This is a genomic window from Microvirga aerilata (genome assembly GCF_016743775.1).
In the GTDB taxonomy this organism is placed as follows: domain Bacteria; phylum Pseudomonadota; class Alphaproteobacteria; order Rhizobiales; family Beijerinckiaceae; genus Microvirga; species Microvirga aerilata.
The window spans coordinates 58,217-75,624 of the sequence record NZ_JAEQMY010000005.1 but is presented as its reverse complement, the minus strand read 5'-3'; the positions used below and the strand labels follow the sequence as shown (position 1 = coordinate 75,624).

Annotated in this window: 20 protein-coding genes and 1 tRNA gene; 12 read left to right on the top strand and 9 right to left on the bottom strand. The window is 64.7% G+C overall.

Annotation, left to right across the window (positions count from 1 at the left end):
- Positions 1-130 precede the first annotated feature (130 nt).
- On the top strand, positions 131-1,057 hold the full coding sequence (locus tag JKG68_RS05100) for a LysR family transcriptional regulator (protein ID WP_202056530.1): 927 nt from the start codon (positions 131-133) through the stop codon (positions 1,055-1,057).
- A 124-nt stretch (positions 1,058-1,181) separates the two neighbouring features.
- Here the strand turns inward: JKG68_RS05100 and JKG68_RS05095 are convergent.
- The 4 genes from JKG68_RS05095 to JKG68_RS05080 form a co-directional block, all read right to left on the bottom strand.
- Positions 1,182-1,258: transfer RNA gene (locus JKG68_RS05095), tRNA-Arg, on the bottom strand.
- Positions 1,259-1,374: 116 nt separating this feature from the next.
- Positions 1,375-2,139, bottom strand: a complete 765-nt coding sequence (locus JKG68_RS05090) for a pseudouridine synthase (protein ID WP_202056521.1) — start codon at positions 2,137-2,139, stop codon at positions 1,375-1,377.
- Entirely contained in the window at positions 2,136-2,978 is an 843-nt protein-coding gene (locus JKG68_RS05085; RefSeq protein ID WP_202056519.1) for a class I SAM-dependent methyltransferase, read from the bottom strand. The genes JKG68_RS05090 and JKG68_RS05085 overlap by 4 nt, the downstream gene beginning before the upstream one ends.
- Before the next feature lie 165 nt (positions 2,979-3,143).
- Positions 3,144-3,470, bottom strand: coding sequence for a hypothetical protein (locus JKG68_RS05080; RefSeq protein ID WP_202056518.1), 327 nt, complete (start codon positions 3,468-3,470; stop codon positions 3,144-3,146).
- Between the two features lie 236 nt (positions 3,471-3,706).
- On the opposite strand from JKG68_RS05080, the gene JKG68_RS05075 reads away from it, so the two are divergent.
- Positions 3,707-3,991, top strand: a complete 285-nt coding sequence (locus JKG68_RS05075) for a hypothetical protein (protein ID WP_202056515.1) — start codon at positions 3,707-3,709, stop codon at positions 3,989-3,991.
- A gap of 10 nt (positions 3,992-4,001) precedes the next feature.
- Here JKG68_RS05075 and JKG68_RS05070 read toward each other — a convergent pair whose 3' ends face one another.
- Positions 4,002-4,700 carry a DMT family transporter gene (locus JKG68_RS05070; protein ID WP_312890733.1) on the bottom strand — a complete coding sequence of 233 codons (699 nt, stop codon included), beginning with the start codon at positions 4,698-4,700 and terminating at the stop codon, positions 4,002-4,004.
- 493 nt (positions 4,701-5,193) lie between these two features.
- On the opposite strand from JKG68_RS05070, the gene JKG68_RS05065 reads away from it, so the two are divergent.
- The 4 genes from JKG68_RS05065 to JKG68_RS05050 all read left to right on the top strand — a co-directional run bounded on the left by JKG68_RS05065 (position 5,194) and on the right by JKG68_RS05050 (position 9,196).
- Entirely contained in the window at positions 5,194-6,420 is a 1,227-nt protein-coding gene (locus JKG68_RS05065) for an MFS transporter (RefSeq protein ID WP_202056513.1), read from the top strand.
- Positions 6,421-6,679: 259 nt separating this feature from the next.
- The gene (locus tag JKG68_RS05060; protein ID WP_312890736.1) at positions 6,680-7,012 is read left to right on the top strand and encodes a septal ring lytic transglycosylase RlpA family protein; all 333 of its coding nucleotides are present in this window, start codon (positions 6,680-6,682) and stop codon (positions 7,010-7,012) included.
- Between the two features lie 155 nt (positions 7,013-7,167).
- Positions 7,168-8,007 (top strand): hypothetical protein, encoded by an 840-nt coding sequence (locus tag JKG68_RS05055; RefSeq protein ID WP_202056509.1) that lies wholly within the window; start codon positions 7,168-7,170, stop codon positions 8,005-8,007.
- Positions 8,000-9,196, top strand: coding sequence for a thermonuclease family protein (locus tag JKG68_RS05050; protein WP_202056507.1), 1,197 nt, complete (start codon positions 8,000-8,002; stop codon positions 9,194-9,196). The genes JKG68_RS05055 and JKG68_RS05050 overlap by 8 nt, the downstream gene beginning before the upstream one ends.
- 48 nt (positions 9,197-9,244) lie before the next feature.
- Here JKG68_RS05050 and minE read toward each other — a convergent pair whose 3' ends face one another.
- The 3 genes from minE to minC are packed head-to-tail and all read right to left on the bottom strand — an operon-like array spanning position 9,245 to position 11,059.
- Complete coding sequence (minE, locus tag JKG68_RS05045; RefSeq protein WP_202056503.1) at positions 9,245-9,508, bottom strand: cell division topological specificity factor MinE; 264 nt, start codon at positions 9,506-9,508, stop codon at positions 9,245-9,247.
- Entirely contained in the window at positions 9,505-10,320 is an 816-nt protein-coding gene (gene minD, locus JKG68_RS05040; protein ID WP_202056495.1) for a septum site-determining protein MinD, read from the bottom strand. The genes minE and minD overlap by 4 nt, the downstream gene beginning before the upstream one ends.
- 16 nt (positions 10,321-10,336) lie before the next feature.
- Positions 10,337-11,059, bottom strand: coding sequence for a septum site-determining protein MinC (gene minC / locus JKG68_RS05035; protein WP_202056493.1), 723 nt, complete (start codon positions 11,057-11,059; stop codon positions 10,337-10,339).
- Between the two features lie 389 nt (positions 11,060-11,448).
- Here minC and JKG68_RS05030 point away from each other — a divergent pair, with 389 nt between their 5' ends.
- Positions 11,449-12,612 (top strand): TAXI family TRAP transporter solute-binding subunit, encoded by a 1,164-nt coding sequence (locus JKG68_RS05030; protein WP_202056491.1) that lies wholly within the window; start codon positions 11,449-11,451, stop codon positions 12,610-12,612.
- Between the two features lie 103 nt (positions 12,613-12,715).
- Positions 12,716-14,254 carry a hypothetical protein gene (locus tag JKG68_RS05025; protein ID WP_202056481.1) on the top strand — a complete coding sequence of 513 codons (1,539 nt, stop codon included), beginning with the start codon at positions 12,716-12,718 and terminating at the stop codon, positions 14,252-14,254.
- Between the two features lie 49 nt (positions 14,255-14,303).
- On the opposite strand, the gene JKG68_RS05020 is transcribed toward JKG68_RS05025, so the two are convergent.
- Positions 14,304-14,561, bottom strand: coding sequence for a hypothetical protein (locus tag JKG68_RS05020; RefSeq protein ID WP_202056479.1), 258 nt, complete (start codon positions 14,559-14,561; stop codon positions 14,304-14,306).
- A 179-nt stretch (positions 14,562-14,740) separates the two neighbouring features.
- On the opposite strand from JKG68_RS05020, the gene JKG68_RS05015 reads away from it, so the two are divergent.
- The 4 genes from JKG68_RS05015 to JKG68_RS05000 all read left to right on the top strand — a co-directional run bounded on the left by JKG68_RS05015 (position 14,741) and on the right by JKG68_RS05000 (position 17,369).
- On the top strand, positions 14,741-15,346 hold the full coding sequence (locus tag JKG68_RS05015; RefSeq protein WP_202056477.1) for a helix-turn-helix domain-containing protein: 606 nt from the start codon (positions 14,741-14,743) through the stop codon (positions 15,344-15,346).
- A 9-nt stretch (positions 15,347-15,355) separates the two neighbouring features.
- Complete coding sequence (locus JKG68_RS05010; protein ID WP_202056474.1) at positions 15,356-15,895, top strand: GNAT family N-acetyltransferase; 540 nt, start codon at positions 15,356-15,358, stop codon at positions 15,893-15,895.
- 134 nt (positions 15,896-16,029) lie between these two features.
- Positions 16,030-16,797, top strand: a complete 768-nt coding sequence (locus JKG68_RS05005) for a sulfite exporter TauE/SafE family protein (protein ID WP_202056473.1) — start codon at positions 16,030-16,032, stop codon at positions 16,795-16,797.
- Positions 16,798-16,925: 128 nt separating this feature from the next.
- Entirely contained in the window at positions 16,926-17,369 is a 444-nt protein-coding gene (locus JKG68_RS05000; protein ID WP_202056470.1) for a hypothetical protein, read from the top strand.
- Positions 17,370-17,408: the final 39 nt, after the last annotated feature.

Below are 17,408 nucleotides of genomic sequence, written 5' to 3'. Positions count from 1 at the left end.
GTCAGCGATCTGTTCTTGTTGAGGAATTCGGCCGGGAAAAGCGGCAGCCCGACCGGCAGCTCACACTTTGATAGACGCGAAACTTTCGGAGGTGTAATGCAGAGACGGCATGAAATGATACGCTAAGCGCATGGATGTCGAGCTCGGCTGGTTGAAGGATTTCCTCGCAGTGATCGATGCGGGCGGCTTTTCGCGGGCGGCGGAGAAGCGCCATGTGACACAGCCTGCCTTGAGCCGGCACATCCGCGCCCTGGAGCAATGGCTCGGCACGTCCCTGTTTGAGCGCAACACCCACACTGTGGTGCTCACGCGTGCCGGAGCTGCTTTCCGGCCCATCGCGGAGGACATTTTGCACCGCGTCGCGGCGGGCCGTGACCGGGTTCTGGAGGAGGCCCACGCGGCAACCGAGTCCCTGCGCTTTGCCGTCACGAACGCGCTGTCCATCACGTTCTTTCCCCACTGGTTCCGCCAGGTGCAGGCCGAAGCCACCTCCAGCATGAACCTGCAGCTGGTCTCCGCCAACATGGCGTCCTGCGAGCGCATGCTGATCGACGGCGAGGCGCAGTTCCTGATCGCTCATCATCATGTGCTCGCGCCGACGCGGCTCCAGTCGTCGCGCTTCCAGTCCGTTCTCATCGGCAAGGACTTGGTCGTGCCTGTGAGCGCGCCGGACGAAGCCGACGCCCGGAAGCCGCGCTTCGCGCTGCCCGGCACCCTGGATGCTCCCCTGCCCCACCTCACCTATCATCCAGGGTCAGGCATCGGCCGGATCGTTGCGGGCTCGCTCGCCGCCAAGGAGCAGCCCGCCTCCCTTCAGCCAGGCTTCATCGGACCCGCGGTTCTGTTGGCCGAAATGGCCCAGAGCAGCGCCGGCGTCGCGTGGGTCATTCGCAGCCTGGTGGAAGCTGGTCTCGAAGCGGGACGGCTCGTGCTGGCAGGCGGACCCGAATGGAACATCTCCGTCGAGGTGCGCCTGTTCCGCCCGAGAGCGCGGCTCACCAGCGCGGCCGAGGCCTTCTGGAAGCATGCCTCCAGCCTGTCTGGTCGCCAGACGTGATCGGGCGCTTCGGGCACCGGATAGGTTAGGTGATGTTTCTTTTGGCCGTTCCAGCGACAGCCTGTCCGGGCGCATTCGGCGGACGGGGACGCCCCGCCGATCTTGCTCAAGCTGCTGGAAAGAGTGGCGCACCCGACACGATTCGAACGTGTGACCTTTGCCTTCGGAGGGCAACGCTCTATCCAGCTGAGCTACGGGTGCTTGCGGCGATGGGCCTGATCCTTCCCTAGCCGATTATGCCTCTCAGGGCAACCTCTGACGCACGGTGCCGTGAAATGCCCGGCGCGGGAGCGCGACGGCGGCGCCTCCGGCAAAGATCATGAAGCGCTTGCCGATGCGCCTTTGCCGGGCGGCAGGACCAGATCGATGTCGGCCTCGGTGAGCACCCGGTATTGTCCCGGCTCCAGATCGCCGGGCAGCGTCAGGGCGCCGATACGGTCACGGTGCAGGGCCGTCACGTGATTGCCTATGGCGGCGAACATGCGCCGGACCTGATGATAGCGTCCCTCGGTCAGGGTCAGGTAGGCGCTGGTGCTGGAAAGCGCTTCCATCTGCGCAGGCAGGAGCGGCTTGTCCTCGCCTTCGAGGAGCAGGGTCCCGGCGGCGAAGATCTCCGCCTCGTCGCCCTTGAGGGGGCGGTCGAGGGTCACGCGGTAGCGCTTGGGGATATGGGCGCGGGGCGAGATGATCCGGTGCAGCAGGTTGCCGTCGTCGGTCATGAGCAGCAGGCCCGACGTCTCCTTGTCGAGCCGCCCAATGGTTGAGAGCGCCGGGTCGCGGCGGCGCCAGCGCTCGGGCAGCAGCCCATAGACCAAGGGGCCGGCCTCCTTGTGCGAACAGGTGACGCCCAAGGGCTTGTGCAGCATCAGAGCGAGGCCCGGCGGCGGATCGAGCGGCTTGCCCTGGATGCGCATTCTGTCCGGCAGGTCACGGCTCACGGCGATGCGCTGATCGGCGTCCTCGATCGCGGCCCCGTCCAGCGTCACCAGACCGGCGCGGGCCAACTGCTGAACCTCGCGGCGCGAGCCGTAGCCCATATTGGCCAGGAGGCGGTCCAGGCGAAGCGTCGGCGTCTTGCTCATTTCTGGGCCTCGTAGACCTTGTATCCTGCGGCCTCGACCCGAGGGTTGATGCGCCGGAACAGGGGTTTCAGCACCGCCTCGTAGGGCAGATGGCGATTGGCGACGAGCCAGAGGACCCCGCCGGGACGCAGGGCCTCCGTGGCCCGGCGGATGAAGTTTTGGCCCAGGCTCTGATCCTCGGCGCCGCCGTCATGGAACGGCGGATTCATCACCACGAAGTCGAAGCCCTTGAGCGGGGTGCCGCTGCGGACATCCGCCCAGTGAAAGGCCACGCGGGCATCGTCGATGTTGCGTTGGGCCATCTCGATGGCGCGGCGGTCGAGATCGATCAGGCTCAGATGCTCGACCTTGGGGGACGCCAGGATCGCGCGGCTGAGAGTGCCGATGCCGCACCCGAAATCCGCCCCCCGCCCGCTCAACGGGGGCAGGTTCTGCTCCAGAAGCGCGCTGCCCGGATCGAGCCGGTTCCAGCTGAAGACGCCAGGCTGCGTCCACAGGCCTAAGGCTTCGTCCAGCCGGGGACGGCCTTCGGCCAGGGCCTCATCGATGCCAGCAAGGGTATTGGGCCGTTCGCTGGCGCAGATGCGGTGATGGCGGCGGGAGGTCTCGTTCACTGCGCAGCCGAAGCCCTTGAGCTCCTTGGCAATCCTCGAGCCGCCCTTGTCCTTGGGGGCGAGAACCGTCAGGGCGCCGCCGGGCGCGAGCGCCCTCAGGGCCAGGGCGATGACTGTGCGCCGCTCGACCGTGCCGGGGGGAGCCAGGACGACCATGCCGCCGAAGGATCCTTGGGGCTCCTCCTCCAGCTTTGCGGAGCCGGGGATCAGGGGAGAGAACTGCATGGCTCCCGCCGGCACCTCCGCCAATTCTGCCGGCGGCGTTCCGTAAACCCCGGTTCGTCTCACATCCTGCACTGTGCCTGGCCCATCCTGAACGCCCGCGTTCTTAGTATGCCGGAGCCCGGAAGGTAAGCCTCCATGCGAGAATACCCGCCTCGACGGAGGCCGTCAGTACTTCAGGCGCAGGGCCTGCCGTCCACCCTGAGCCGCGCCGCCGCAGGCGATCCGAGCGCTCGGGCAATAGGCCTCATAGACCGGCGTCGGGCAGTAGGTTTGCATGAAGCTCTCGTCGATGGCGCAGGTGACGTGCACGCGATACGAGCGCTGCGGAACGCCCGGCACCGCGTGAAGGACCGAATAGCCAAGCCCCTGGGTTGCAAGGCGTGAGATCGCGCGGTCCGGCTGCGCACGGGTGACCATGGTCAACTCCGCGCTCTGGGCCGCCGGCCCGAACACCCCCGCCGCAAGCGCGGCCCCGATCAGAAAATGCCTCATGCTGCGCCTCGTCATCGTTGAGCGGGCAGGCTGCGCCGGCCGCTTTTGCGGCAAGCGTGGCGCGAGGCCTGCAGGAACATCAATGCAAAGCCTGGCCTCCGGATCCATCGCAGGGGTCAGCACAAAGGATTAACCACGTTTGCCCCCGCTCCAGGCGGTCGACCGGCCCTTAAGCAAGCGGTAGGATCTCCCGAACGATAAATGCGGCCCCAACGTCGTGAACTGACCAGGATCCCATGCATCACATCCATCTCGCCGAGGGTATGAGGCTTCGATTTCCGGAGCGGAGCGCCGATTTCGATCAGGGGGTCGAGATCGGGATCGTGGCTGCGCTGATGAGCCAGGATCCGGCCGAGTTCAGCCGCAGGATCTCGAGCGCTAATCTGGGGCAGGTGCGCGCTCTCGTGGAGCAGTTCGGCTACCGCCTCGTCGAGGGCGCGGCGACCGAGGAATTCGTCGAACTCACCTTCTACAGCCGCACTGCCCGCCCGCGCCTGCGCGTGGTTCATTCAGGCGCCTGATCTCCTCCCGTCAGGCCGGAAATCGCTTCTGCAGGGCGCGAACGCGCTCGCGGTAGGCGGTGTAGAGGCCGCTCATGGCGATGATGCAGGCGCCCGTCATCGTCCAGGAATCCGGCAGCGAACCGAACACCAGATATCCGAGCGCGCCCGACCAGATCAGCTGCACGTAGGAGAAGGGCGCAATCAGCGAGGCGCTGCCGTGGCGATAGGCCAGGACGACGAAGCACTGCCCGATCGAGAACAGAACACCCATGCAGAGCCCGAGGCCCATCTCCCGCCAGCCCGGCGTCACCCAGCCGAACGGGAGAGCGGCGCTCAGCACGAGGCTGCCGATGACAGCCGAATAGGCCAGCATCGTCAGCGCGCTGTCCCCGCTCATCTTGCGGGTCACCACGGCACCCACGGCCCAGCTTGCTGCGCCGAGAACGGGCAGGAAGGCCGCCGCCTGAAACGCTCCCGTACCAGGGCGGATGACGATCAGCACCCCGAGCAGGCCGACCGCCGCGGCGGTCCAGCGCCGCCAGCCCACCGTCTCGCCGAGGAAAACCACCGACAGCGCCATGATCAGGATCGGCGAGACGAAGAAGATCGCGGTGGCGTCGGCCACGGGGAGATAGCGCAGCCCCTCGATGAACATGAGGGACGAGCCGACCATCCCGAAGCCTCTGACAACCTGCAGACCGGGCCGCCGGGAGCGCAGAAGCCCCACGCCCCCTTCAGGAGCACGAACGGAACCACCAGGAGCGCAAAGGTGGCATAGCGCATCCAGGCGACCTCGGGAGCCGGCAGGGTGAGGGCCAGTTGCTTGGTGATCACGTCTCCCACGGAAAAGAACACCGTGGATGCCACCAGCAGCAGAATACCCCGCAGCGGAGAGGACGCCGGCAGACCCCCGGGCGTCGACGGCTCTGACTTCTTCCGGGCAGCGGGGCTGGAGGTCATGAAGCGCTCAAAAAATGAGGCTCGCGCGATGACGCAGCGAGCCTGGAGGTCTAAGGTCTTGGAGGTAATGGATTTTCATACAATACTGTTTTGCTCTAGGGAGAAGTGCAAACTTGGCAGGCACTCCATGCTTCAGGCGAATGGATCGGCTCGGCCTCTAGATTACATTTGCATATCAGGCATAGGGCATCCGCGGTGATCCTGCTCTAAAACCAGACCGCATAGGCCTGCGATCCATCGCCGGCCTGCAGGATGAACCGATGCACGATCATGCGCCGAGCCGCCTGGTGAGCGGAACTCCCGAATTTCGCCGGCTGAATCGCGCGCTCTTTGCGGCCGGCTTCTCAACCTTCGCGATTCTTTATTGCGTTCAGCCGCTGCTTCCGGAGTTCTCGCGGGAATTCGAGGTCAGCGCCGCCGTCAGCAGCTTGTCCCTGTCGGTCTCCACGGGCCTCCTGGCCGTCGCCATGCTGATCGCCGGATCCCTGTCCGAGGTCTGGGGACGCAAGCCCGTCATGGTGGCCTCCCTTCTCGCATCGGCGCTCCTGACAATTCTTTCCGCCGCTGCCCCGAACTGGACCAGCCTGCTCCTCTCCCGCATGCTGATCGGCATCACCTTGAGCGGGCTGCCTGCGGTCGCCATGGCCTATGTGAGCGAGGAGGTGGACCCCAAGTCGATCGGCTTGGCGATGGGTCTCTTCATCGGCGGCAATGCGGTCGGCGGGATGGCGGGCCGCGTTATCAGCGGTGTTTTGACGGATCTCGGCTCCTGGCGGCTTGCGGTCGGCCTGATCGGAACCATCGGTCTGGCCTCGGCCCTCGCAGCCTGGCGGAGCCTGCCGGCCTCTGCCCATTTCCGGCCCCGGCGGGCCGATCCGGCGGATCTGCTGCGCTCATTTGCGGAGCACCTGCGGGATCCGGGGCTGCGCGGCCTGTTCGCGGAGGCCTTCCTGCTCATGGGCGGGTTCGTGACCCTCTACAACTATCTCGGCTACCGTCTGACGGAGCCGCCCTACTCGTTGAGCCAAACCGCCATCGGGGCGATCTTCGCCGCCTATCTGGTTGGAACGTTCAGCTCCGCTTGGATCGGCGCGCTGGCCGGACAGCTGGGCCGCAGGCGCGTTCTGTGGGCGATGATCGCCATCATGCTCGCCGGTGTCGCGCTCACCCTGTTCAGCCATCTCGCGTTGATTCTGGCTGGAATCGTCGCCGTCACCTTCGGGTTCTTCGGCGCTCATTCAATTGCCAGCAGCTGGGTCGGCAACCGGGCGCTCGGCGCCAAAGCGCAAGCCTCGGCTCTTTATCTGTTCTGCTACTACCTGGGCTCGAGCGCCATCGGGACCCTGGGCGGGGTGTTCTGGACCAAAGGAGGGTGGCCGGGAGTGGCGGGGCTCGTCACGGTTCTGCTTGCTGGAGCGCTCGCCGTTGCCTTGTGGCTGTTCATGCTGCCGCCCCGCACAACCGAGCAGGCGCAAGCCAAATCCTGATGCTCAAACGAGCGCACCAACAAAGAAGATGATTGATTTTGCGCTCAGAAATTCGAACTTGTTACAATATCAACATTGTTTGTTTCAGAATTGTTTTGCCCATCGAGGCTATAGAGACGACAACCTACCATGTAGAACGTCTTATTCTTGCCCCATTAGGCTCCATTTTGCGCACTTCCTAAAACAAACAAGGGAATGCATTGTGGATCAACGCAAGGTAACGCTCACCATCGCAAGCTTGTTCATCTCTGGATCGGCAATCTTCTTCCCGGCCACCGGCAATGCCGAGCCGGCAGGAGCACCCGGCGGGGTCGTTCAAAGCGGCCGCGCCTCCTGGTACGGGCCGGGATTCCACGGACGGCGGACGGCGAGCGGCGAGACCTTCAATACCAATGCCCTGACCGCCGCCCACCGCACCCTGCCCTTCGGCACCAAGGTGCGGGTCGTGAACAAGAAAACCGGCAAGTCCGTGATCGTGCGCATCAATGACCGTGGCCCTTATGCCCACGGCCGCGTCATCGATCTCTCGAAAGCCTCCGCGCAGGCGATCGGGCTCTCCGGCGTTGCCTCGGTGACGGTCGCCCAGCTTTGATGGGTCCTTCCAACCCAAATACCTTTTCGATCACCTGAACCATTGCAAACCGCCCCGGCCGGAGCCTTCCGGTCAGGGCGGCAAATGGAACCCAGAGGCCTTTCACCCGCTTTTCCCAGGTCCCTTTTCTCCAAGAGAGGCCTTTTGGAAAGCACATGCAGATCAGCTGGTCTCTGGCATCAAGAACGGTTTTCTTCCTGGCACTGCTGACGGCCGGCGGATCGACGGCCGTGGCTCAGGCGGTACGCCCCTGGGTCGACCCTCCCGCATCCGGAGCGGCGCCCCAGCCGCCCGCACAGCCTCCTGCCCCTGCGCCAGAACCTGCGAGTCCGGCGCCGGCCGAGCCCGCACCTGTGCCGCAAGCAGCGGCACCGGCCCCTGCTCCCGTCGCTTCTCCTGTTACTGCCCCGGCAAACCCGCCCGCACAATCGGCGCAGCCGAACACTCCCGTCGTCAAGCCGGAGCCGCCCCCCACCCGTCAGGCGGAGCAGCCGCGCGAGCCGGCGCCTGCCGCTGCCGCCGCTCAGCCGACGAAGGATCCCGATACGGACATGCGTGCGGCGCGGACCTCGGTCGCCAAAGCCTTTGCCCTTGATTATTTGAATTCCTGGTCGGCTCCGAATGACTCCGCGCTTGAAGCCACTGCGGCATTCTATGCGCCCCGCATCCTGTTTCATGGCCGCGAGGTCAGCATGAAACGGCTGTTCGAAGAGAAGCGCCGATTCGTGCGCCGCTGGCCGGAGCGCGACTATCGTCCGCGCCCGGACGGCGTCGGCACGGTCTGCAACCCGGCGGGCGAAGTCTGCACGGTGCATGCCGTGTTCGACTTCACCGCCTCTCATCCCAAGCGGCGGCGGGTTTCGCAGGGCACCGGAGCCCTTCAGCTCGTCGTGCACTTCATCGGCGACAAGCCCGTTATCGTGGCGGAACACAGCACGTTGCTCGGCCAGGAGCGCAAGCGAAACCTTGCTCTGGAGGGTGCCTCGAATGATTGACGATCAAACGACCCATGACTCCCCGAACGACTCGCTTCGGAACTGGACCCGGCTGACGGAGAGAATGCGAGCGGTCATCCGCGAGGAGATCGACAAGATCCATCCCACGGACGATGCCCGCCGGGCGCTCGAACTCATCATCGAGTCGTCGGTCCGCCCGTCCGAGGTCGATGGCGCCTTCAAGCTCACCGTCATCGATCAGAACAGTCAGCCCCGGATGATCGAGAAGGACGGGCAGCAGGTTGAGTTCACCCTCCAGGATCTCATCGACGAGTTTCGCGTGCGCTATCCTGTGCTGTTCCGGCGGGCGAAGACCGACCCCGCCGTGGTGAGCTGGCCGGAGGAGGCTCCCAAGACGCAGGAGAAGCCGAAGCGCGATTGGCTTAGTCTCGACTCCGGCGAGCCGAAGCCTGCGGCTGCGACTGCGGCTGAAGGTGCAGCCGCACCACTCACCCCAGAGCCCGCTTCGGTCAATGCGGATAAGGGCAGGGTGCGCATTCATGAATGGTCCCGCAACGCCCTGAAGGTGCTCAAGCCCGGCCCAGCAACGGACTCCGCTCCGATAGGCCCTGCCGCAACGAATCCTGCCGCAGGACCGCGGGCGACTGGACATGCCATCCCGGTTGCGGCCGAGCACGAACGGAACGTCTTTAGCGGAATGCGTGTGCGCTCCTGGGCCCGGCCGGGCCTTGCCGTCGGCGCCTTGGGCATCCTGGCGCTTCTTGGCGTCGGAGCCTTCCTGTTCCAGAACGACGATCCTGCTGCGCCTCAGGCCAGCGCCCCTCAGCCTGCCGAGACGGCAGCCGCGGACGCAACGCCCTTGCGTGAGCCGGAACCATCGGTGACCGGCTCGACCGCCTCCTCGAGCTCGCTTCAGGGTGTTCCGGACGTCATCGATACGGCGACCCTGTCCCTCAAGGGCGAAGTGGTGCGCCTGTTCGGCGTCGAATGGGCTCCCGGCGGCGGCAAGCCGGAGGATCTGACCCAGTACCTCAAGGGCCGCGAGGTTTCCTGCGAGCCGATGGGCGCAAACGACACCTACCGTTGTCAGGTGGGCGGGCAGGACCTGTCGCGGGTCGTGCTGTTCAACGGCGGCGGCCAGCCCACGGCCGATGCGACCCCGGAGCTCAAGGCGGCGGCCGACAAGGCGCGCGAGGCGAAGATCGGCGTCTGGAGCAAGCAGCCATAGAAAAGCGGCCCCTGCCGGAGCAGGGGCCGCCTGATCGGTGATTGCGCCCTATGCGCCCGCTGCCGCAGGAGCGGGAATCTCGATCTCGATCTCAAGGGTCGAGATGTCCGAGTCGCGATTCATCTTCACCTGAACGTTGTCTTGCTCGACCATGACGTGGCGGCGGACGACGGCTAGGATCTCTTCCCGCAGCTGCGATACCAGATCGGGCTTGCCTCCGACGATGCCGCGTTCGTGCGCCAGCAGGATCTGCAGGCGTTCGCGCGCAACGGGCGCCGATGTGCGCCGGTTGAAGAAACTTAAAAGGCTCATGCGGCCCTCCGTCCGAACAGCTTGCCGAACAGGCTCTTCTTGTCGCTGGGGATCGTGAGTTCGACGGTCTCTCCCTTGAGGCGGCGCACGGCGTCGAAATAGGCTCGGCCGGGCGCGCTGCCGGGATTGTTGAGGGTGACCGGCGAGCCGACGTTCGACGCCCGCAGTACCTCTTCGCTCTCCGGGATGATGCCGATCAGCGGGATGGAGAGGATCTCCAGCACGTCGTCGACTTTGAGCATCTCGCCGCGCTCGGCGCGGACAGGGTCGTAGCGGGTGAGCAGCAGGTGCTTCTCGATGCGCCCGCCCTTCTCGGCCAGCTCCGTCTTGGAATCGAGGAGGCCGATGATGCGGTCGGAGTCGCGCACCGAGGAGACTTCCGGGTTGGTGACGACCACGGCCACGTCCGCATGGCGCATGGCCATGGTGGCGCCGCGCTCGATGCCCGCCGGGCTGTCGCAGATGATCCAGTCGAACTTCTGGCGCAGTTCGTCGAGAACGCGAGCGACGCCCTCTTCCGTCAATGCGTCCTTGTCGCGGGTCTGCGAGGCGGGAAGCAGCGACAGGTTCTCGATGCGCTTGTCGCGGATGAGGGCCTGGTTGAGCTTGGCGTCGCCCTGCACCACGTTGATGAGATCGAAGACTACGCGGCGTTCGGCGCCCATCACCAGATCCAGGTTGCGCAGGCCGACGTCAAAATCGATGACGACCACCTTTTCGCCGCCATGCGCGAGGGCTGCGCCCAAAGCTGCCGAGGACGTTGTCTTGCCCACGCCACCCTTGCCGGAAGTTACGACCAAGACTTTGGCCATTGTCGTCTCTCTTTCTTTAATCCAATGTTTTCAGGATGATGGAATCGCCATCCAGGTTCACTTGCACGGGCTGACCGAGGAACTTGCCCCCCAGATCGTCAGCTGTCTTGTAGAGCCCGTCGACTGCAATCAGTTCGGCCTCGAATTTTCTGCAAAAGATGCGGGCGCGGGAATTGCCCGTGCAGCCGGCGATGGCGCGACCCCGCAGGGTGCCGTAGATGTGGATCGAGCCGCCTGCGACGATCTCGGAGCCGGATGCTACGGAGCCCAGAACCGTCACGTCCCCCTCGGGATGAAGGATCGATTGGCCCGACCGGACGGAGCCCTCGATGAGGAGCGACTTCTCCGGCGCCGGCGCCTGGTCGAACGAACCGGCGGCTGCGGCGACGGCGGCGTTCGCCGCGTCCGGCACGTCGATCTCGCCCGCAGGCTTGCCGCCGTTGATCGCCGGCGGCATATCGGCGTCGACGTTCTCGGGAGCAGCGCCCTCAAGGCCGATGATGCGGATGTTGCGCATCTTGAACGCGGCGAGGAGGAACTTCAACTCGGACTTTGACGGCTTCAGGGACGACACGTCGGCAATGATCGGGCGTCCGGAAAAGAAGCCCGGCGAGCGCTCCGAGACGGCGTCGAGATCCTCGAGCCAGTCCCTCAGCGGCACCTCGGGCGCGAGGACCAGGGCCATGAAGGACCGGCCACGGAAGCGAAGAGATGGGCGGGTGCGAACGGCAATGGTCACGGGATTTCAGATTCCTTTAATTCCCTCTGATTTCGACCGTTCATGGTTAACGGACCGTTAAAGGATGCTTCACGGCCCAAGAATTTTGCGTAGCCCGCCCCTGGAAACATCTGAGTGCTGCCTGCAGACGCAATGTCGCATGGATGAGACATTCAGCCCTTTCAAGGAATATAAAGATATCCTCTATCCCTAAATGAGTATTTGCTAGCACTTCTTGAGTATTACCTATCCGTAAAAGCTTAATTGACCATGAGGTTCATGGGCATAGGATGACCCTTCCTTCGTTTCGTTATTAGTATTTATAAGATTACTTTCTTAAATCATAGCCAACGAAAACGAAACGATCGAATCGACAAGCGGCCGTAAGGCCAGTCCAGGGAGGGCAACGAATGTCGGGTCGAGTTTATGGTTTCTCCTCAGTCCGCAGTCTTTTGGGTCATTTCTCGCTTCAAGCCGCCGTTGTCGCAGCCGCTCTGTTCTCCGGCACGCTCTGCGCCTCGTCCCAGACCGCACCCGCCTTCAACCCTTCCCGCGCCAATGCCGGCACCTTGGGCGTGATCTCAGGGGGAGCTGACGGCACCTATATCCGGATCGCGGCCGACCTCGCCAATGTGCTCGACGGGGATGACATTCGTGTGCTGCCGATGATCGGCCGCGGCTCGCTGCAGAACCTGCGCGACATCATGTTCCTGCGCGGCGTCGACATCGGCATCGTCCAGATGGATGCCCGTGAGCAGCTGCAGGCGGAGAACCTCCAGACCGATGCGGTCCGCCGCCTGCGCTACATCACGCGCCTCTACAACGAAGAGGTCCACATCATCGCAAACCGGGACATCACGGATATCCGGCAGCTCGACGGCAAGAAGGTCAATATTGACAAGGCGGGCAGCGGCACCAACCTGACCTCGCGCCTGATCTTCGAGAAGCTGGGCGTCAAGCCCGAGATGACCACCTTCGATCAGGCCTCGTCCTATGCTCGACTCAAGTCCGGGGAGATCCAGGCCGCCGTCTATGTCGCCGGACGGCCGGTGCGCGCCATTGCGGAATTCCAGACAGAAGGCCGCTTCCATCTCCTCCCGATCCCCTTTGAGGGAGAGATCGCGGAAAGCTACTTCCCGGCCCGCTTCGCGGATGCGGATTATCCTCAGCTCGTCGACAGGGACAAGCCCGTCGAGACCCTGGCCGTGGGCAGCCTGCTTGCGGTGTTCAACTGGCCTGAGAACTCCGACCGGTTCAATCGCGTAAGGCGCTTCGTGGATGCGTTCTTCTCCCGGTTCGACGAGTTCCTGCAGCCGGGCCGGCATCCGAAATGGAAAGAGGTCAATCTGGCGGCCGACGTGCCCGGCTGGGAGCGCGTGAAGCCTGCGCAGGATTGGCTCGACCGCGCCGCAACCGCCAGCAAGCCCTCGGCCCAGGTCCAGAGCTTCGAGAGCTTCATGAGCAGCAGGGGCCTTGCTGTTTCGGCCGAGCAGCGCGAGGTCCTCTTCCGGGAGTTTCTGGCATGGCAGAGCGACCGGCAGAGGGCGCCCCGGCGCGTGACCCGGCAGGACTGAGACCATCCCAGACAGGACCGAAGCCAAAGGCTTTTCATGAGCCTTTGGCAACCAACAAAGGAGGTCCGAAATGATTGGGCGAAATGAATTTCGATTGAAGCATTTGACCACCAGATTGCTGGCCACCACTTTCCTCGCCATATCGATACTCGGGCCCGCATCGGCTCAGGAGACCCTGAGCGTCCCGTTCAAAACACCCGCGAGCGATGGCGCCTCCGTCAAGGCCGGAGGGGTGGCCGAGCTCCAGAACCTTCTGCCGCTCCTGTTGACGTCCGAGGATCGGAAGCGGCTGGCAACGGATCTTGAAGCCGCGATCCGGCAAGGCAATCTGAAAGGTGCCGAGAACAGCCTCAACACGGCCATCGAGGTGGGCACCCTCGCCATCGTTCTGGCCGATCACCTGCGCGATCCGAACCTGCTCGCAACCCTGCAGGATCTCGGGCTCCGAAGCGACGTCCCCTCTGCGCCGGTAGAGGCTGCAAACGCCGCAGGCCCATCTGCAGCCTGCAGCGCGCCTGCCGTGCCGACAGCGGCCAATCTCGCCGAACTGCAGCAGGCGCTGGAGCAGGAGCAGTCCTACGCCAGCATGATCTCACAGACGCTGACGGATCTGATGCAGGAGCACAATGCCCTGACGGCGCGCCTGGATACCGAAACGGCGTCGCAGAGCTTCAAGGTTTCGGAGCTTCAAAAGGCGTTCCAGCAGGAGCAGGAGAAACGCGAGGCCGCCATGCGCGAACTCGCATCCCTCCAGGAGGAATACCGCGCTTTGCAGGCGGCCAAGAAGCAGGATGCGGGCGCGGTCCCCTCGAACGTCTCCGGCCTGGAGGCGCTCCTCCGGCAGGAACGGGAGCAAAGCGACCAGGCCACACGCCAGCTTGCGGGCGTTCAGAGGGAGCTGCGTGCCCTGCAAGCCTTCAAGGACGAGGTGACCGCATCGGAATCGTTGCGCGTGGCCGAACTGGAGAAGGCCTTGGCGCGAGCCCAGATGAGAGGCGACGCCCTTTCGCAGGAACTCGCCGATACCGGCGAGGCGCTGCGCGCGTTCCAGGAGCCGAACCGGCCGAGCGCGACACCCCTGGTGCTCCGCCTGGCGGCTTCAGGAGCGGACGCCCCATTGGCTCCAGCGCAAAGCCTGGACGTTCAGCCTCTTCCGTCACCGGAACCGGAGCTGAAACCGGCGCCCGCGGCTCCCCGGCCGGCTCCCCAGGATGCCACATCGTCCCTGCCGCGGCGGGAGCCCGGCCCCGTGATGATCGCTTCCCTGCCGGATGCCATCCAACCTCTGCCGGGCGCCGTCACCACCATGGATCAGGCGAGGGTGGGGCCGCCACCGAACACGGCCGTGAAGATCGATCCGCCGGCGTCCGCCCCCAAGGCCGACGACCGTCTCCTGGTCAGGGCGGACGAACTCCTCCGCAAAGGGGACGTGAGCGGAGCCCGGCTTCTCCTCGAAAGGTCATTGGCAAGCGGCAATGCGCGTGCGGCCTTCCTGCTCGCCGAGACATTCGATCCCAATATCCTCTCCAGGCTGGGAGCCATGGGAATTCGTGGCGACGTGGCCAAGGCGCGGGAATTCTATGCCCATGCCCGCGCCCGTGGCGTTCCTCAAGCCGGAGAGCGAATGGATGCGCTGAAATAAGCCCGCTCCTTGCGCCTGCGGGGAGCGGTGGAGCTGGGCCCACGAAGGCTTAGAACGGAATCCACTCGCCGCCTTCGGTCAGGGAGTCGACGGCGCGCTCCAGGGCTGTGCCGGCATCCAGCAGCTGCTGCGCCGTCTGCTGGATTTGAAGGGGCGAGCCCGGAAGACCGGCCACATGCTCGGTCAGGTCCCTCACCCGGTCGATCAGCTCGATCAGCTCGGCTGCGAGAGCCGCCCTCTCCTCCACCTCTACGGCGGGGGACCGTCCTTGCTTCAGGCGCGGAGCGAGAGGGATCACGTTCGACATGCTTTGAAAATCTTCTTTTGCAGCGTCCAGGGCAATGGACAGCCTTGGCGTGATCCACAGCAAACCGCAGCCATAGGGCCTCAGAAGAGCCTTGGCGATCCTTTTGTGAGGCCGCTGTGCCGGAATATAACCCTCCCCGATCGATTGACTCCAATTTATTAGATGAATATTCTAATTTAATGGAACAGCCGGCAGACATCAATGCTCACCTCGCCGGGCGCTTGCGGAGCCTTCGCTCCGAGCAGGGACTGACGCTCGATGGCTTGGCCGACCGGACCGGCGTCAGCCGATCCATGATCTCGCTCATCGAGCGCGGCGAGAGCAGCCCCACAGCCGTTGTGCTCGACAAGCTCGCGGCAGGACTGGGGGTCACTCTCGCATCCCTGTTTGCCGAGAAGGCCAGCGTCAGCGCTTCCCCTCTGTCGCGCCGCGCCGATCAACGCCTGTGGCGTGACCCGAGCAGCGGCTACCTGCGCCGCAACCTTTCGGCCCCCGGCTTTCCGTCTCCCATCGAACTCGTCGAGGTGGTTCTCCCGCCCGGGGCGCTGGTGGCCTACGACACGGCGCAGCGCTCCGTGGGCATCGGCCAGCAGATCTGGCTGATCGAGGGTGAGATCGATCTGACACTCGGTGACGAAACCTACCGCTTGGCCACGGGCGATTGCCTGTCCATGCGCCTCGACCAGCCCATCCTTTTTCGAAACCCGTCCGAACAGCCTGCTCGCTATGTGGTGGCGCTCGCCACCGACGAGACGCGCGCCGGCCTTGGCTACACGCAACGTTGAGGAACTCCCGTGAGTGAGCACGTCACGATCAGTCAATTGTCCCCCGGCGAGGCTCGGGAGCAGATTGGGGCTTTGGCTTCCGTTCTGATCGATTGCGTCGAAGGCGGCGCCTCCGTCAGTTTCATGCTGCCCCTGACGCAGGAGAGGGCGAACGCCTTCTGGCAGGGTGTGGCCGAGGGTGTGGCCGCGGGCGAACGGATCCTGCTGGTGGCCCGGGACCAGTCCAGCGGCGAGATCGTCGGAACCGTGCAGGTGGTTCTGACGCAGCCGGAGAACCAGCCGCATCGTGCCGACATCGCCAAGATGCTCGTTCATCGCAAGGCCCGCAAGCAGGGCGTCGGGGCGGCTCTCATGCGCGCCGCCGAGGACGCAGCCCGCCGGGCGGGAAAGACCGTGCTGGTGCTCGACACCGTCACCGGAGGCGATGCGGAGCGCCTCTACGAGCGCGTCGGCTGGACGCGGTCCGGCGTCATTCCGAACTATGCCCTGTGGCCCCATGGCGGCTTCTGCGACACGACCGTCTTCTACAAGCAGATCCCGGCTGCCTGACCCAGCCGCGCAACCGAAGCGCCCGACCCGACGATGCATACCTGGCTAGACAATGGCCTAATGGGCCGGAGCCGCCCGGTCATGCTATGGGCTGCCCTCCTGCCCTCGGGTTTTCACCACCAGACTGATCGATCATGGAATTGGCAACTGCGGCGCTTCTCGCCGCCTCGGGCCTCGCGGCCGGCCTCGTCAACGCGATTGCGGGCGGCGGCACCTTCTTCACCTTTTCGGCGCTCGTCGCCGCAGGCCTCCCGCCCGTGGTCGCCAATGCCACGAGCGCGGTGGCGGTGACGCCCGCCAATCTGGCCAGCGCCTGGGCCTATCGACGCGAGCTGGCCGCCAACATCAGGCGCTTCGCAGCGCTTGGAATCGTCAGCCTCGTCGGGGGCCTGGGCGGCGCCTACATTCTGACCGTCACCAACAACGAATCCTTTCGGCAACTCGTGCCGTGGCTGCTGCTGTTCGCAACCCTGCTCTTTGCCGCAAGCCCGCGCATCGTGGCTCTTGCCCGCGCCATCGGAAAGCAGGAGGGCAGCCATCCCTCCACGAAAGCGTGGGTTGCGGGCCTTGCGTTTCAGACGGGTGTTGCCGTGTATGGCGGCTTCTTCGGCGCCGGGATGGGCATCGTCATGCTGGCGGCGCTCGCCATCACCGAAGGCGACGACTTTCATCTGATCAATTCCGCGAAGCATCTGTGCTCCACGCTGATCCAGCTCGTCGCGGTCGTGTTGTTCATCGCGGCAGGCCTCGTGAGCTGGCCCGAGACCGTCATCGTGGGCGCAGCCTCGGTGGTGGGCGGCTATCTTGGCGTCGTGTTCGGCCGGCGTCTGCCGGCAAGCGTGATCCGCTGGCTCGTGATCGCGGTGGGCGCTGCACTGACACTGTATTTCTTTATCCGCTGAATTCGATAACCATACTCGAAATAGCGCAAGGCCCGCTGGGTTTTTGCGGGCTGCTGCCCGATTCACGCCACAACCATGCTCCCTTCTGCGCGAACTCGATTCTGAGTTCTCGCGAAAAGGAAAAGACCGTGGCTGAATCCTCAAACCTGTCAGGCCTCGACGGAACGCAGTCGGTGAGCGCGCTTGGCCTGCGCTGGGCTGCGCTGCGCGGCATGCTGAACTCGCCGCTGATCATGGCAGAGGACCAGCGCGCGCTGCGCGATGAACTCCTGCGCGAGCTTTCCGCCATCGAGCAGGATTTCAGCGACCTACCATCGCGCAACACCATGGAGATTTCGGCGAAGGTCGACATCGCCAAGTCGGCTCTTCGCGACAGAATTCAGGGCACCGACAGCTGGCTCATCGATCTTCTCGACAGCATCCAGGCCGATCTTCACACGGTCAATCCGAGGGCGCCGGCAGCGACCGCGCAAAACCGTTCGCCCGCCAATCTCAGCCGCCCCCAGCAACAGCGCCCCGATGACACGGGCACGACTGCAGGATCCGAGGCCGGAACATCCTCTGCCGCATGATGGCCGGATGACATAACGGTGCCGCGTCCGTCCGCTCGG

What these genes read in the sequence shown, in the direction of transcription:
- JKG68_RS05100 (WP_202056530.1), top strand. Translation starts at nt 131, where the DNA reads ATGGATGTCGAGCTCGGCTGGTTGAAGGATTTCCTCGCAGTGATCGAT.
- JKG68_RS05090 (WP_202056521.1), bottom strand. Translation starts at nt 2,139, where the DNA reads ATGAGCAAGACGCCGACGCTTCGCCTGGACCGCCTCCTGGCCAATATG.
- JKG68_RS05085 (WP_202056519.1), bottom strand. Translation starts at nt 2,978, where the DNA reads ATGCAGTTCTCTCCCCTGATCCCCGGCTCCGCAAAGCTGGAGGAGGAG.
- JKG68_RS05080 (WP_202056518.1), bottom strand. Translation starts at nt 3,470, where the DNA reads ATGAGGCATTTTCTGATCGGGGCCGCGCTTGCGGCGGGGGTGTTCGGG.
- JKG68_RS05075 (WP_202056515.1), top strand. Translation starts at nt 3,707, where the DNA reads ATGCATCACATCCATCTCGCCGAGGGTATGAGGCTTCGATTTCCGGAG.
- JKG68_RS05065 (WP_202056513.1), top strand. Translation starts at nt 5,194, where the DNA reads ATGCACGATCATGCGCCGAGCCGCCTGGTGAGCGGAACTCCCGAATTT.
- JKG68_RS05055 (WP_202056509.1), top strand. Translation starts at nt 7,168, where the DNA reads ATGCAGATCAGCTGGTCTCTGGCATCAAGAACGGTTTTCTTCCTGGCA.
- JKG68_RS05050 (WP_202056507.1), top strand. Translation starts at nt 8,000, where the DNA reads ATGATTGACGATCAAACGACCCATGACTCCCCGAACGACTCGCTTCGG.
- minE (WP_202056503.1), bottom strand. Translation starts at nt 9,508, where the DNA reads ATGAGCCTTTTAAGTTTCTTCAACCGGCGCACATCGGCGCCCGTTGCG.
- minD (WP_202056495.1), bottom strand. Translation starts at nt 10,320, where the DNA reads ATGGCCAAAGTCTTGGTCGTAACTTCCGGCAAGGGTGGCGTGGGCAAG.
- JKG68_RS05030 (WP_202056491.1), top strand. Translation starts at nt 11,449, where the DNA reads ATGTCGGGTCGAGTTTATGGTTTCTCCTCAGTCCGCAGTCTTTTGGGT.
- JKG68_RS05020 (WP_202056479.1), bottom strand. Translation starts at nt 14,561, where the DNA reads ATGTCGAACGTGATCCCTCTCGCTCCGCGCCTGAAGCAAGGACGGTCC.
- JKG68_RS05015 (WP_202056477.1), top strand. Translation starts at nt 14,741, where the DNA reads ATGGAACAGCCGGCAGACATCAATGCTCACCTCGCCGGGCGCTTGCGG.
- JKG68_RS05005 (WP_202056473.1), top strand. Translation starts at nt 16,030, where the DNA reads ATGGAATTGGCAACTGCGGCGCTTCTCGCCGCCTCGGGCCTCGCGGCC.